The following is a 14,432-nucleotide window of genomic DNA, read 5'->3' on the forward strand; positions in this document are numbered from 1 at the left end:
CCTCGGCGACAACCGGCGGTGCCGTCAGCCGTTCAGCGGGGCGACGGTCACCTTGTCGATGTCCGGTGCGTAGGCGGTGGAGTTGGCGAAGGAGATGGTGTTGACGCCGGCCTTGAGGGTGACCGGGACCGGCAGGTCCCAGAAGTTGGACCAGCTGTAGGAGTTGCGGAACATGACCGTCCGGGAGGTGTCGTTGACGGTGATGTCCGCGGCCCGGGAGACGACGTTGGTGTTGTAGTTCCCGGACCCGGCGGTCTCGTTGTTGGCGTAGCGCACGTTCATCACATAGCGCCCGGCTGAGGGCGCGTTCACCCTGAAGGTGAGGGTGTTGGCGGCTCCCAGGCCGATGTGGCCCACGTATTTGTCGCCGGAGGCCCAGGAGTTGCCGGAGACCGACGCGGTGCCGGCGGGGGTGGCGTCCTCGGCCTCGTAGGTTTCGGCCCCCGAGGTGCTGACCTCACCGGTGACGCGCAGGTCGCGCAGGGTGAGACTGCCCTTGCCCGGGGCGGCGGCGGTGATGCGGTTGTTGCCCGCCGACAGGTACAGCCGCAGGGCCTTGTCGGTCACGCGGCCTCGGGTGGAGGGCAGGACGGCGGCGTCGGCGCCGTCCATGCTCAGGGTGGCGTCGCCGGTGGCGGCGTAGTGGGCGTGCACGGTGTAGTAGCCGTCGGCCGGGGCGTAGACGTCGAGGGCGGCCTTGTCGCGGCGGTCCAGCACCAGGGCGCCGGCGCCGCTGATGCCGGAGGCGCTGTAGTCGTATGACGGGGAGCCGCTGATGTCGGCGTAGGCCGCGGGGTAGACGGCGTCCGGGGTCCTGGACGCGGTGAGGTCGATCTTGTCGAGGGTGACCTCGTTCGTGCCCTTGGACAGGGTCAGGGTGTGCGTGCCGGCCGTCAGGGACACGGGCGTGCTCGCCGTGGCGCGGTAGGTCCAGTTCAGGGTGGACCCGTAGGTGAGCGTCCGGGGTGAGCCGCCGTCGACCGTGAGGGTGTGGGTGGCGGGCCCGCCGGACTGGTTGCCGTAGAAGACGTCCAGGTCGTACGTGCCGGTCTTCGGGACGTCGACGGTGAAGGCGACCTTGCTGTCGGACTGGTTCAGGCTGCCGACGTCCTTGGTGCCCGAGGTGGCGAAGCCGTAGGGGTTGGTCACCGAGCCCTGGGAGTAGACCGTGCCGCCGGTGATCGTGGCGTTCTCCGCCTCGTACGACGTGGACCAGGGCAGGCTCGCCGCGGTGGGCGAGCCGCTGCCGGCCGGGTTGACGGTGACGCGGTAGGCCGACATGGCGTCCAGGCCGGTCAGCGGCACGTTGATGCTGCCGTTCTTGGCGACCTGGGTGGTGGCGCGGGACACCACGCCGGGCGCGGCGGCGCCCTCGTAACCGCTCCAGCCGATGCGCTCGACGGTCACGTTGACCTTCTTGCCGAAGCGCGCGGGGACGTTGCGGATCACGGTGTTGACGTCGCCGGAGGTGCCGCCGAGCAGTACCTGGGCCTGCTTGCGGGCGGTGTCCAGTGAGGCGATGCCCTGGACGGTGTCGATGGTGTTGGGCTGCGGCGGGTCCAGCTGGACGGTCTTGCCGGTCAGGCCCGCGTACCAACGCAGCAGCCACCAGGTGCCGTTGGGGATGTTGGTCTGGGCGGCGTTGTCGTTGAGGTTTCCGGCGATGTTCCAGTACGCCTGGTCGGCGTAGACCTTGTTGCGCTCGAACATCGACATCCACTGGACCATCTGTCCGGGCACGGACTGGTCACGCCGGTTGCCGTACTCGTTGATGCTGACCGGCCGCTCGCTGATCCCGGCCTTCTTCTCGATGGCCCGGTAGTCGGCGAGGTGGGACTCGAAGTCTTTGAGGGAGTCCGGGCCCAGTTCGTGCCAGGTCGTGATGTCCGGGAGCACCCCGTTGGCCTTGGCCCAGGGGTAGAAGTCGCCCATGAGCTTGGCGTCGTAGTGGGTCTCGTTGGGGCCGGCTATCCGGGCGTCGGGGATGATCGAGCGGATCTTTTTGTAGACGGTGGTCCAGTCGCTCTGGAACTTGCTCAGGGCGCTTGCGTACTTGGCGTTGTCGGAACTGCCCAGATCCGGATACCAGTTGCCGTTGGGCTCGTTGAAGGGCACCCACACGAAATCGTCCGTGTCGGGGCGTGCGGCGACCTTGCGGACCATGGTGTCGACCTTGGTCAGGTAGTCGCTCAGACCGAGGTTCTCGTACGGCCACTGTGCGTAGACGTCCTGCATGTAGATGTGGACCTCGCCGCCGCCGTTGCGGTCGTAGCCCATCTTGATCGCGAGAGCGTCGCCGTTGGGGTGCTGGGCACCGTCGGGTGCCTTCTGGATGACGGTGGTCATGTGCAGCGGTGCGACCAGCTCGTCACCGGGGACGCCGTCGTCACTGAGCCCGTACAGCGTTCCGTTGGCTCCGTGCATCACGTCGCCGGTGGTTCTGCCCAGGTCGACGGTGACCTGCGCGGTGGCCGCCTGGGCGGACGGCATGGTCACGGACGTGCCGATCAGCGCGGCGGTGAAGGCGATTGCCCCCATGAGGCGCGTGGTGTGGCGTGATCCGTGCTCGGTTCGGGGCATGTGTGTGTCCTCCGCCTCCCGCGTCGTTGCGGGGGGATCGTGAGTGGGCCCGGGAACCCGGGTGGACCGGGCGGCCCGGATGTGGGGGCCGGGGCGTGCGGGGAGTCACGCCCCGGAGATCGGGGGAGCGGGGCTACTTGACGGCGCCGCTGGTGATGCCGGCGACGATCCGGCGCTGGGCGATGACGAAGACCGCCACCATCGGCAGGCTCATCATCACGACGTAGGCGAAGACGAGGTGCCAGTTGTTCAGGTACAGCTGGGCGTTGGCGACCTGGTAGAGGTTGAGCGGGAGCGTGGCCTTCTCACCGCCGCCCAGCACGAAGAAGGCGTAGAAGATGTCGCTCCAGGCGAAGAGCATCACCATGATCGTCGCGGTCGCGATGACCGGGCGCAGCAGTGGCAGGATCACCTGGAAGAAGACCCGGGGCGGGCTCGCGCCGTCCATGCGCGCGGCCTCCTCCAGTTCCTCCGGGAGGTTTCGGATGAAGCCGGTCATGAAGAAGATCGACGTGGAGAGGTACATCCCCGTGTAGACGGCGATCATGCCGAGCTGGGTGCCCGCCAGGCCGAGTTGGCGCAGCTCCATGACGATGGTGATGACGGCGGGCGGGAGCAGCAGGCCGCTGATGCTCAGCGCGTACAGCGTCCCGACCAGGCGCCCCTTGCGACGGGCGAAGACCCATGCGGCGCCTGCACCCAGGAGCAGGACGAGGACGACGGAGGGGACGACGACCAGCACGCTGTTGACGAACCCCTGGACGATCTTGCCCTCGTCGAAGGTCTGCCGGTAGTTCTCGGCGGTCTGCATGTGCTGCGGCAGGGAGAGGTTGGGTTTGATCGCCTCGGCCTGCGGCTTCACGGAGGTCACCGCGACGAGCCAGAGCGGGATGCCGATGGTGACGGCCGCGACGACCAAAGTGACGAAGGGCTGGACCCACCGCACGGGGCGTCGGCGTACGGGGGCGGGCACGGGCATGGTGGTCACTGGTTGTTCTCCCTGCGCCGCAGGCCGACGATGACGGGTACGGCGAGGATGACGACGATGAGGAAGAGGACCAGGCTCATCGCGGACGCCTGGGCGTACAGACCCTGGCCGAAGATGCGGAACATGTAGATGTTGAACACCTCGGTCTCGCTGCCGGGGCCGCCCGCGGTGGTGGCCTGGACGATGTCGAAGGTGTTCATGGAGCCGATCAGCGCGGTGGTCACGTTGAACGTCACCGCGGGTGCCAGCAGCGGGAACCGGATCGACCAGAAGGTGCGCCAGGCGCCGGCCCCGTCGATGCGGGCGGCCTCCAGCACGTCGTCGGGCATGCTCTTCAGGCCCGCCAGATAGATGAGCATGGCCAGGCCCATCCACTTCCAGCCGTGGATGAGCGTCACCACGACCAGCGTCCACGTGGTCGATCCCAGCCAGGGGGTGTCGACCTGGTGTCCCGCGAGAGAGGACAGCACGCCGTTGAGCGCCCCGTCCTGCTCCAGGAGGGCCTTGAAGATGTAGCCGACGGCCAGGGCGGAGATCAGCACGGGCAGGAAGAAGACCGCGCGGAAGAAGCGGTTGAAGCGGGTGTCGCGCTCCAGCAGGAGGGCGAGGCCGAGACCGAAGCCGTTCTGGAAGAGGGCCACGAGGACCGCGTACATCAGGGTGATGCGGATGTCCCGCAGCATCGATCCGTCGTCGAGGATGGTCTTGAGGTTGTCCAGGCCCACGAAGCTGATCTGCGGGTGGAACGCCGACCAGTCGGTGAACGGATAGACGAAGTTCAGCAGGTTCGGCAGCAGGAAGAACACGCCGAACACGGCGAGCGCGGGAAGCGCGAACCACCACGGCTGGTTGGCCTTCTGCCGGGTGCGCTCGCGCCGGCCGCGACGGGGCGGGCCGCTCCGGTCCTTCGCGCGCGGGGGCTCGATGACGCCCCTGGCGGCGGTGTCCACCACTTTCCTACCTCCGGTTACGGGGCCCCGGGCACGCCGCCGACGGGCGGCCCGGGGAACGGGCTGGCGAAGGGACGCCGGTCAGAAGCCGGAGACACCGCGCGCCTTGAGGACCTGCTGGAACTGGTCCTGGGCGGCCTGGGCGACCTGCTGGGGGGTCTTCTTGCCGTAGATCATGTCGGCGAGGGCGAGGTGCATGTCGGGCGCGGTGAGTGCCTTGACCTGGAAGACGCCGGTGGCGGAGGACAGTGCCTCGGCCTGGGCGATCGCGGTCTGCGGCAGACCGGCGGGGTTGGGCACCGACGGCTGCACCGACACGAGCTTGTTCGCCTTGATGTAGTCCGGGTAGTCCTGGCCGAGCCAGTAGGACAGGAACTGCCGGGCGGCGTTCTGGCGCTTGGTGTCGCCGGTCTTGAAGGCGACGACGCCGTTGGTCTGGTCCGGCGAGTACTCGGCGCCGGCGGAGCTGTTGGCGATGGGGAACCAGCCCAGCTTCTTGTCCATCTCCTCCGTGCTGGAGGTGGCCTGTATCTGGGACTGGAGCGAGGTGACGTTGAGGGCCATCGCGGCGCTGCCGTCCATGATCGCCTTGCCCTGGTCGACGAACGTGGCGGTCTTGTAGTTCTTCTGCGCCAGGCCGCCGTCGAGGACCTTCGTCTTGTACTTGGTGATGGCGTCCACGACGGCCTTGTCGGTCCAGCTGTCCTTGTTCTTGTTGAGGTTGTCCCAGAACGTCTGGGGCAGGTCCGTCATCTGCACCTGGACCTGCCACTGCAGGGGCCACTTGTCGCCGCCGACCTCGAAGAACGGGGCGGTGCCCGTCTTGGACCTGATGGTCCGGGCGGTGGCGAGGAGGTCGTCGTAGCTCTTGGGCATCGAGGTGATGCCGGCCTTCTTGAAGACGTCCTTGTTGTAGTAGACGCCGAGGACCGTGGGGCTGGTGACGATGGCGGCGTAGCGGTGGCCGTCGACCTGGCCGAGGCCCTTCTCCGTCTTGCCGAGCTTGGAGACCCAGTCCTCGTTGTCGAGCTGGAGCAGGTTCTGCTGCGGCTGGATGAACGGCAGTGTGCTGCCCGTGGGCTGCCAGAACATCAGGTCCGGCTTGACGCCCGAGGCGAGCTTGGTCGGGACGTTCGACTCGTAGGGGTCGGGGATGACCTCGGTGTTGATCTTGGCGCCGATGGCCTTCTCGAACGCCTCGATGGCCTGCTTGGGCTGTCCGACGCTGTTCTGGGCCGTCCACATGGTGAGTTCGACGCCCTTGAGGTTCGCGGTGGGGTCGACCGTCCCCTCGGGTGCGGTGCCGGTGCCGCCGGCGGTGCTGTCGCTGCAGGCGGTGGCGGTCAGCCCGAGCAGACAGGCGGTGACAAGGACGGAGAGGGCTCTTCTCATGGCGGATCCTTGGTCGTCAGGGGAGGGAGGCGGTGCGGTGCCGCCCGGGCGGGGGGACGGCTGCGGGGCGATGACCTGGGAAAAAGACGGCGAGCGGGGGCTTCCGTGGGGCTTACGTCTCCCGGGAACCCGAGCTCTCCCGGAGGATGAGGGCGGGTTCGGCCGGTACCGGCGCGGGTGCCTGCTCTTCGGTGTCGAGCTGGGTGTGCAGCAGCCCGAAGGCGGTGCGGCCCAGCCCCTGGAAGTCCATGCGGACCGTGGTGAGGGACGGTGTGACGAACGCGGAGTGCGGGGCGTCGTCGAAGCCGATGACGCTGACGTCCTCGGGGACCCGTCGGCCCGCGTGGTGCAGGGCCCGCAGGACACCGAGCGCCAGGTCGTCGTTGCCGCAGAGGATCGCGGTGACGTCCTGGTCCCGGGCGAGCTTCTTCCCGGCCTCGTATCCGGCCTGGGAGTCCCACCCCTTGCCGGACGGCTCGGGGGCGGTGACGCCGGCCGCTTCCAGGGCCTGGCGCCAGCCTTCCGCGCGCGGTCCCACCGAGCCCGGGGTTCCGGTCGAGGTGGGGATCGCCACGTAGTGGACGGTGTCGTGCCCGAGTCCGAGGAGGTGCTCGGTGGCGGCACGGGCCGCCTCGCGGTCGTCGGCCCACACGGCGGGAAGTCCGGGTGACTGTCCCTGGGGCGGCGCTTCGACCACCGCCGCGCACGGCACGTGGGCCGGTACCCGTTCCAGGGCCGCCGCGCCGAGCCGGTCGAAGCCGATGACCACCAGTCCGCCGCCGGCGTCGGCGGCCGAGGCGATCGTGCGGTCCAGGTCGTCCTCCGGGGTCAGCACCCGTACGCCGAGGGTGTAGCCCGCGGCGCGGGACGCCTCCTCCAGGCCCTGCAGGGTCGCTGCGTAGCCGTAGAGAAGCGTGTTCGACGTGAGGACCGTGACCGACCGGGTCACGCCGCTGGCCAGCGCGAACGCGGTGGCGTTGCGCCGGAAGCCCAGGGCGGTGATGGCTTCCTGCACTCGCTGACGCGTCTCTTCCCGGACGTTCGGGTGGCCGTTGATGACCCTCGAAACGGTCTGGTAGGAGACGCCCGACGCCTGGGCGACATCGCGGATGCTGGCAGCTTTCTGCTGCCCGTGCGGGGGCTCGGAGCGGCCGCCCGACCTTGTGTGACCGGTCACAGACATGCGAGGATTGTGAGCGGTCACAACGTGGGCGTCAAGAGACCGTAACCGGGGGGTTATCACCCCGGTACATTCGACGGAGCGGCCCATCCTCACTGCCCCGAGGGTGAATTCGCAGATCAGCTCCACGAGATCCAGCCGCAGAACCGAACCATCCCGGAAGGGGAATCGCGTTGACCGCTGCCGTCGAAGCTGCCGAGGTGTCCCGGGTCTGGTCGCATCCGGAACTCGGCCTGCACGCCGTCATGGACGCCACCGGCGCGGTGCGACTGGGCAGACCCGGCCAGGACTGGGCCGGCCTGGTCCCCCTGGTCGAGGTCACCGCCACCGGCCACGGACGCATGTGGTCGGGCGAACGCTTCATCGAGACGGCGATCGGTGACCGTCTGAGCTATCTGAGCCATGAGACGGTCCAGGACGGCGGACGGGAGCGTACGACGATCCGGCTCGCGGACGCCACGACCGGTCTGGCCGCCGACGTCACCCTGGAGGCACGTCCGGGCAGCGGTTTCCTGCGGGCCCGGGTGCGCCTGGCCAACGAGGGCGGCACAGCGCTCCGCCTGGAGAGCGTCTCCACCCTGACCCTCGGCGGCATCGTCGACGCGGACGGCGGTCTCGACGACCTGACCCTGCACTGGGCGGACAACGACTGGCTCGCCGAATGCCGTTGGCGCCAGGACGCCTTCCGCAAACGGGTGGTCCCGCTGAGCCGGTCCGCCCACGGCCACGAAGGCCGGGGCTGCTTCGAGCGGTACTCGCAGGGAAGCTGGTCCACCGGCCGCCACCTCCCCGTGGCCGGCCTCACCGACAGCGCGGGCCGCGCCTGGCTGTGGCAGATCGAGTCCAGCGCGGGCTGGCGATTCGAGACCGGCGAGCGCGAAGGTGCCGCCTACGTGGCCCTGTTCGGCCCCGACGACGCCCACCACCAGTGGCACCACACCCTGGCCCCCGGCGAGGAGTTCCACACCGTTCCGGCCGTCCTGGTCCACACGGAGACCGGCGGACTGGACGCGGCCTTCGGTGAACTGACCGACTACCGCCGCGGCATCCGCCGCGATCACCCCGACCGCCTCGCGCTGCCGGTGATCTACAACGACTACATGAACACCCTGATGGGCGACCCCACCACGGAACGCCTCCTGCCGCTGATCGAGGCGGCGGGCGAGGCCGGCGCCGAGGTGTTCGTGATCGACGCGGGCTGGTACGACGACGACGCCCAGGGCTGGTGGGACGCCGTCGGCGCCTGGGAGCCCGCCGCCCGCCGCTTCCCGGGCGGTCTGCCCGAGGTCCTGGACGCCGTCAGAGCGCACGGGATGACCCCGGGACTCTGGCTCGAACCCGAAGTCGTCGGCGTACGCAGTCCCCTGGCCGGCACGCTGCCGCCCGAGGCGTTCTTCCGGCGCGGCGGTCTGCGCGTCACCGAACACGGGCGCCACCACCTGGACCTGCGTCACCCGGCCGCCCGCGCCCACCTCGACGAGGTCGTGGACCGGCTGGTCGGCGAGTGGGGCGTCGGCTACCTGAAGCTCGACTACAACATCAACATCGGCCCCGGCACGGAGAACGGCTCCGAGAGCCCGGGCGCCGGTCTGCTCGGGCATCACCGCGCCCACCTCGACTGGATGGCCGCGCTCCTCGACCGGCATCCCGATCTCGTCCTGGAGAACTGCGGGTCGGGCGGTCTGCGCATGGACTACGCGCAGTTGGCCGTGGCCCAGCTGCAGTCCACCAGCGACCAGCAGGACCTCCTGCGCTACCCGCCCATCGCCGCCGCGGCCGCCACCGCCGTGATACCGGAGCAGGCCGCGGTCTGGGCCTACCCCCAGCCGGACCTCACCCTCGACGAGATCGCCTTCACCCTCACCGGGGCGCTGCTCGGCCGCGTCCACCTGTCCGGCTTCCTCAATCTGATGAGCGAGGAGCAGGCCGGCCTCGTCCGCTCGGCGATCTCCGTCTACAAGGAGCTCCGGCCGGAGCTCGGCGGCGCGCGTCCGTTCTGGCCTCTGGGGCTTCCCGCCTGGGAGGACGCCTGGCTCGCCCACGGACTACGAGGTCAGGGCGCCACGTTCCTCACGGTCTGGAGAAGGGCACCGGGCGACGCCGGAACACCCGATCCGTCCGCCGACACCGACCGCACCCTCACCGTCCCGCATCTGCGAGGCGCTCACGTACAGCCCACGGTGCTGTACCCCACGACAGCCGATGCTGCCGTGAAGTGGGACGCGGACGCGGGGCAGCTCACCGTCTCGCTGCCGAGGGAGAACACCGCTGTGCTCCTCCGGTTGAGCTCGGACGTGGTCGACTCGTCGCCATGACGCCTCTGGGGCCGCTCGCTCGTGTCTCCGAGGGGGATGTACCGAGGTCCTTACGCCACGCCGCTCAGCGTGTCCGCGAACCGGCGGCGGGAGGCGCGGGCGGCCGGTAGCACCGCCAGCGCCAGGGCGCCCAGTACCGCCGCCGCGCCGAACGCCGACAGCATGACGGGGGAGGGGCCGTGCGCGATCCCGGCCCCGATCCCGCTCGATCGGCCCTGGGCGTCGATCAACCAGTGCGCGAGGGGGAGCCCGACCACCAGGGCGACCGTCACCGCGGCGAGCGCGGTGCAGCCGGTGGCCGTGACGGTGATCGCGGTGATCTGCCGGGGTGACAGTCCGATCGCCTTCAGCGCGAGCAGGTCCCGTTCCCCCTCGCGGACACTGCCGCCGATCGCGGTGAGGAGATCGACGAGTCCGATGAGGGCGAGGACGCCGAGCAGACCGACCACGACGGCGCGCAGCGGCGGCAGACCGTCGGCGGGGTTCGCCACGACATGCACGTCCAGCTGTCCGCGACCGGCCGAGGTCGCCAGGTCGGTGGCGACCCGGTGCGGCTCGGCACCGGCCCGCAGCCGGATCTGGTAGAGCATCGGCCGAAGCGTCGGGTCGTTCTCCTGCAAGGTGTCGAGCGAGGTGGAGATGGTCCGGCCGGCGTTCTCGGGTTCGATGCTGCGGCCCACGATGTGCAGGATCTGGGGTCGGCCGGAGACGGTCATGCGCACCCAGTCGCCGACACGTACGTCCAGCAGATCCAGCAGCCCCTGCCCGGCGACCGCCTCGTCGGATCCGTGGGCGAGACGTCCCTCGGCCAGCGTATAGGGGTACGGCTCCGCACGGGTGCCGAGGCCGCGCAGGGCGATCGTGGCCGTCTGGCCCGGTACCAGGGCCGCCACCTCGACGCCCGGATAGACGGCGGCGACTTCGGGACTGCGGGCGAGGAGTGCGCGGGTGGCCGGGTCGCTCAACGTGTCGTCGGCACGGACGGTGAGGGCGGCCGCCAGCCCCATCTGCTCCGGTCTGCTGTGGAAGCGGTCGATGGTCGTCCACGCGCTCATCGCCACCACGATCAGCAGCAGCGGCAGGGCGAGACGGGCGATCGTGGCCAGTGAGCGCGCGCGGCGCGTGAACGCCTTGTGCCAGCCGAGGACCAGCGCGGGCGGCAGCCGCAGGCCGAGGGCGCGGCGCGCGGGGCCCGACAGGCGTCCGGCGGCCGGGGCTGCGGTCCGCGGCACCGGGACCGGTGGCACCCGTCCTGCCCGCCAGGCCGCGAGTCCGGTGGTCGCCGCGATGAAGAGCACCACGCCAACGGGCACCGCGACCAGTGTCACGGCATGCCCCGGCAGCCCCTGCCACAGGGCGACCGCGTCCCCGAGGCGCCCGGGCATCCGGCTGCCCAGGGCCTGCGTGAGCGTCGCCGCGGCCACGGCACCCAGCAGGGCGTACGCGAGGTGCTGGAGCAGGAAGACACGGACCACCTGACCCGGTGTGAAACCGATCGCCTTGAGGACCGAGATGTCCCGCAGATGGCCTCGGATGCGGGTGCCGATGGCCCCGTGCACGGCGAGACCGGCGGCGACCAGCGCGCCCAGGCCGAACAGGCCCAGTATCTGGCCGAGCAGCCGGTCGTCGCCCTGTGCCTCGGACCGGGCCTGCCGCCAGGTGGAGACCTCGCCGACGGCACCGGCACCGAGCACGGTGACAGCGCGCTGGACGGCGTAGTCGGTGTCGTCGGGGTCGGTCAGGCGCAGTCCGATCACCTGGCCCCCGGAGCCGGCGTGCGGTACGGCGGACGGGAGCGCCCAGACCACCCCCGACCGCTCGCCCCGGCGATACTGCGGCTCGGCACTGTCGGCGACGCCCAGGACGGTCAGCGCTCCGGTCCCGCCGGACAGTGTCAGCGCGTCTCCCGGCTCGGCCAGCAGCGCCCGCGCGAGGCTCTTCTCCAGCACCACGCCGTCGGGTGTCGCCGGGTCCAGCCAGCGGCCCGAGGTGAGCAACGGGCGGCCGGTCGCGGGCTCTTCGGTCGCGCCGCGCAGTTCGACGGAGGCCCGGGAGCCACGGGAGGTGACGGTGGCGGAAGCCGTGGGGTAGGGGCCCGCGACGGCCTCGACGCCGTCCAGCCGGGCGAGCTCGGACACCTTGGCGGAGGGCTCCGTGTGGATCCACACGTGTGCGCCCCGGGACTGCGTGAAGACCCGCTGCCAAGGGTTGGTCGCGTAGCCGAAGAGCGCCGCCGCCAGCAGCAGGGAGGTGACGATGCCGACGGTGGCGAGCACCAGGAACAGTGCCTCGCCGCGATGTGTCCGCAGGTCCGAGTGCGCCCAGCGCAAGGTGGCTCGCATCGGTCAGTCCTTCAGCTGGAGCACGGCGGAGGCGTCCGTGCTCGGCGACGGCGTGCCGTCCAGCCGAGCGTCGTCGGCTATTCGGCCGTCGAAGAAGCTGATCACCCGGTCCGCGGCGCTCGCCAGTCGTGCGTCGTGCGTGACCAGGAGGATGGTCTGGCCGCGCTGGTGGAAACGGGACAGCAGCCGCATCACCTCGCGGGTGCCCTTGCTGTCCAGGCTGCCCGCGGGCTCGTCGGCGAGCAGCAGCGGCGGATGGTTGACCAGCGCCCGGGCCAGCGCCACCCGCTGCTGTTCGCCGCCGGACAGCTCGCCCGGCATGCTCCGCTCCTTGCCCGTGAGGCCCAGCTCGGTCAGCAGCTCGTCCCGCTCCGCGCGCGCCTGCTTGGGGGAGACCCCGGCCAGCAGCGCGGGCAGTTCGACGTTGTCCGCGACCGACAGGTTGGAGACCAGGTTGAAGAACTGGAAGACGATGCCGATCCGGCGCCGGCGTTCCACGGCCCACCGCGCCTCGCTGTAGGCGTCCGCGCGCTCGCCGTTCAGCCAGATGCTGCCGCTGTCCGGTCGCTGGAGTCCGCCGAGCAGATGCAGCAGGGTCGACTTGCCGGCGCCGGAAGGACCGGTGACGGCCACGAATTCGCCCTGCCGCACACACAGATCCACCCCGCGTACGGCGTGCGCGGGCGCACCCTCGCCGTGGTGGGTCTTGACGAGGCCTTCGGCGCGCAGCACAGGAGTGGGGGTGTCGCTCATTCCGGCTCCTCCAGTTCCTCCTGGCAACGCTCCAGCCAGTCGAGGTCGGCCTGGAGGTGCAGCATGGCGCCTTCGACCAACAGATGGGCGATCCGGTTGTCCCGGTTCTCGGCCGTGACGAGCTTCGACAGGTTGCGCATGGTGTTCAGGTAGTGGCGTCGCTGCTTGTTGATCAGGTCTAGCTGGTCGGCGAGACCGGTCTGCGGGGCGAGCGCGAACTTCATGAAGAACTCGTCCCGCACCCGCGGTTCGTCGGCCGTGTCCTCGTACCAGGCGAGCAGCGTCTCCTGCCCGGCGTCGGTGAGGCGGTAGATCTTCTTGTTGGGCCGACTCGACTGCTCGACCTCTTCGCCCTCGATCAGTCCCGACTTCTCGAGGCGGCCGAGAGTCACGTAGATCTGGCCGATGTTCGGCTGAGGGTACGCGGCACCCAGCAGTTGCTCAAGGTCCTGCTTGAGCTCGTAGCCATGGGCCGGGCCGCGTGCCAGCAGTGCCAGGAGGGGCAGGCGCACTCGTGCTGTCCTCCTCGCAGCCTCGTAGTGTGGTCCAGGCCCTAGTATCGCCCATACCTAACGGGTATACATGGCCACTGATTCCGGGCGAGGGAGCCCAGCGCCGGTGTACAGGGAGGAACCTATGCGGTGGATACGCGCCGCCGGTAGGGGCCTTCTCGTCCTCGCGGTGGTCCTGGCCGGTTACGGCGGGACGGGCGCCCGTGCCGACGGGGGGTCCGAGGGCCGTGGACCACTGACCCTGGCCACGGGCGGCGACCTGACCGGCTATCTCGGCTCGCTCCTCCAGGGCTGGAACCGCGCCCACCCGTCGGAGCGGGTCACCCTTGTCGAACTGCCGGACTCCCCGGACGAGACCCGCGCCCAGATGATCACCGACCTGCGCGACGGGGACCACGGCCGTTTCGACGTGCTCAACATCGACGTCGCCTGGACCTCGGAGTTCGCCGCCGCCGACTGGATACGCCCACTGCCGCGCGACCGTTTCCCGCTGGGCAGTTTCCTCCCGCCGGTCGTGGACACGGCGACGTACGACGGACAGCTGTACGCCGTCCCGTACGTCACCAATGCGGGCCTGCTGCTGTACCGCAAGGACGTCCTCGCCGCGGAGGGCGTCCCGGCGCCCCGCACCTGGGCCGAGCTGGAGCGCGACGCGAAGACGATCGCGCCCCGGCACGCACTCGACGGCTACGCGGGCCAGTTCCTGCCCTACGAGGGACTCACCGTCAACGCGGCCGAGGCCGTGTACTCGGCGGGTGGCACCATCCTCGGCGACGAGGGCGACCGTGTGACCGTCGGCTCGGCCGCCCGGGAGGGTATCGGGTTCCTCGCCCGGGGCGTCCGGGAGGGCTGGGTGCCCAAGGAGGCGCTGACGTACACGGAGGAGGAGTCCAGGCGGGCGTTCCAGGACGGGCGGCTGCTCTTCCTGCGTAACTGGCCCTACGCGTACGTCAGCGCGTCCGCCGCGGGTTCCGCGGTCGCCGGCAAGGTCGGCGCCGTGCCTCTGCCGGGTCCCGACGGGCCCGGGACCAGTGTGCTCGGCGGCTCCAACCTGGCCGTCACGTCACATGCCGCGCATCCGGAGACCGCCGCGCGCCTGATCGCCTACCTCACCAGTGAGGGAGTCCAGCGGCAGGTTCTGCTGAAGGGCGCGCTGCCTCCCGTACGCGCGGATCTGTACGCGGATCCGGACCTGGTGCGGAAGTTCCCGTACCTGCCGACCCTGCGCGCCAGTGTCCTCACGGCCGCGCCGCGCCCGAAGAGCCCCCGCTACGACCAGGTCAGCCTGGTGGTGCAGGCGGTCGTCCACGACGCGATGACCGGGCACACGACTCCCGCGGCGGCCGTGCGACGGCTGGCCAGGGAGCTGGCGGAGATCGCCCGTCGCGGCTGAGAGCTCTGCCGCTCTCCCTTCCTCCTA

The 14,432-nt window shown here is 70.3% G+C and carries 10 protein-coding genes; 2 read left to right on the forward strand and 8 right to left on the reverse strand.

The features are described from left to right. Window positions 1–24: 24 nt before the first annotated feature. From OG381_RS43570 to OG381_RS43590, 5 genes are all read right to left on the reverse strand, one after another. A complete protein-coding gene (locus OG381_RS43570; RefSeq protein WP_327721521.1) occupies window positions 25–2,580 on the reverse strand; it encodes a CBM35 domain-containing protein in 2,556 nt (851 codons plus the stop codon). A gap of 133 nt (window positions 2,581–2,713) precedes the next feature. Then, a complete protein-coding gene (locus OG381_RS43575) occupies window positions 2,714–3,559 on the reverse strand; it encodes a carbohydrate ABC transporter permease (RefSeq protein WP_327722710.1) in 846 nt (281 codons plus the stop codon). A gap of 5 nt (window positions 3,560–3,564) precedes the next feature. After that, window positions 3,565–4,521: a carbohydrate ABC transporter permease gene (locus OG381_RS43580; protein ID WP_443061987.1), complete on the reverse strand. Its 957-nt coding sequence runs from the start codon at window positions 4,519–4,521 to the stop codon at window positions 3,565–3,567. A gap of 78 nt (window positions 4,522–4,599) precedes the next feature. Beyond that, the gene (locus tag OG381_RS43585; protein WP_327721522.1) at window positions 4,600–5,910 is read right to left on the reverse strand and encodes an ABC transporter substrate-binding protein; all 1,311 of its coding nucleotides are present in this window, start codon (window positions 5,908–5,910) and stop codon (window positions 4,600–4,602) included. Between the two features lie 112 nt (window positions 5,911–6,022). Next, window positions 6,023–7,093 carry a LacI family DNA-binding transcriptional regulator gene (locus OG381_RS43590; protein WP_327721523.1) on the reverse strand — a complete coding sequence of 357 codons (1,071 nt, stop codon included), beginning with the start codon at window positions 7,091–7,093 and terminating at the stop codon, window positions 6,023–6,025. Between the two features lie 242 nt (window positions 7,094–7,335). Here OG381_RS43590 and OG381_RS43595 point away from each other — a divergent pair, with 242 nt between their 5' ends. Then, window positions 7,336–9,405 carry an alpha-galactosidase gene (locus tag OG381_RS43595; protein ID WP_443062066.1) on the forward strand — a complete coding sequence of 690 codons (2,070 nt, stop codon included), beginning with the start codon at window positions 7,336–7,338 and terminating at the stop codon, window positions 9,403–9,405. Between the two features lie 50 nt (window positions 9,406–9,455). On the opposite strand, the gene OG381_RS43600 is transcribed toward OG381_RS43595, so the two are convergent. The 3 genes from OG381_RS43600 to OG381_RS43610 are packed head-to-tail and all read right to left on the reverse strand — an operon-like array spanning window position 9,456 to window position 13,012. Beyond that, on the reverse strand, window positions 9,456–11,747 hold the full coding sequence (locus OG381_RS43600; protein WP_327721525.1) for an ABC transporter permease: 2,292 nt from the start codon (window positions 11,745–11,747) through the stop codon (window positions 9,456–9,458). Between the two features lie 3 nt (window positions 11,748–11,750). Then, window positions 11,751–12,500: an ABC transporter ATP-binding protein gene (locus tag OG381_RS43605; protein ID WP_327721526.1), complete on the reverse strand. Its 750-nt coding sequence runs from the start codon at window positions 12,498–12,500 to the stop codon at window positions 11,751–11,753. Continuing rightward, a complete protein-coding gene (locus OG381_RS43610; protein ID WP_327721527.1) occupies window positions 12,497–13,012 on the reverse strand; it encodes a PadR family transcriptional regulator in 516 nt (171 codons plus the stop codon). Before OG381_RS43610 ends, OG381_RS43605 begins: the two co-directional genes overlap by 4 nt. A gap of 124 nt (window positions 13,013–13,136) precedes the next feature. Between OG381_RS43610 and OG381_RS43615 the strand changes: the two genes are divergently transcribed. Further along, a complete protein-coding gene (locus OG381_RS43615; RefSeq protein WP_327721528.1) occupies window positions 13,137–14,405 on the forward strand; it encodes an ABC transporter substrate-binding protein in 1,269 nt (422 codons plus the stop codon). Window positions 14,406–14,432: the final 27 nt, after the last annotated feature.

Origin of the sequence: Streptomyces sp. NBC_00490 (genome assembly GCF_036013645.1) — a bacterium.
GTDB classification, from domain to species: domain Bacteria; phylum Actinomycetota; class Actinomycetes; order Streptomycetales; family Streptomycetaceae; genus Streptomyces; species Streptomyces canus_F.

What these genes read in the sequence shown, in the direction of transcription:
- OG381_RS43585 (WP_327721522.1), bottom strand. Translation starts at nt 5,910, where the DNA reads ATGAGAAGAGCCCTCTCCGTCCTTGTCACCGCCTGTCTGCTCGGGCTG.
- OG381_RS43595 (WP_443062066.1), top strand. Translation starts at nt 7,336, where the DNA reads ATGGACGCCACCGGCGCGGTGCGACTGGGCAGACCCGGCCAGGACTGG.
- OG381_RS43575 (WP_327722710.1), bottom strand. Translation starts at nt 3,559, where the DNA reads ATGCCCGTGCCCGCCCCCGTACGCCGACGCCCCGTGCGGTGGGTCCAG.
- OG381_RS43605 (WP_327721526.1), bottom strand. Translation starts at nt 12,500, where the DNA reads ATGAGCGACACCCCCACTCCTGTGCTGCGCGCCGAAGGCCTCGTCAAG.
- OG381_RS43600 (WP_327721525.1), bottom strand. Translation starts at nt 11,747, where the DNA reads ATGCGAGCCACCTTGCGCTGGGCGCACTCGGACCTGCGGACACATCGC.
- OG381_RS43590 (WP_327721523.1), bottom strand. Translation starts at nt 7,093, where the DNA reads ATGTCTGTGACCGGTCACACAAGGTCGGGCGGCCGCTCCGAGCCCCCG.
- OG381_RS43570 (WP_327721521.1), bottom strand. Translation starts at nt 2,580, where the DNA reads ATGCCCCGAACCGAGCACGGATCACGCCACACCACGCGCCTCATGGGG.
- OG381_RS43615 (WP_327721528.1), top strand. Translation starts at nt 13,137, where the DNA reads ATGCGGTGGATACGCGCCGCCGGTAGGGGCCTTCTCGTCCTCGCGGTG.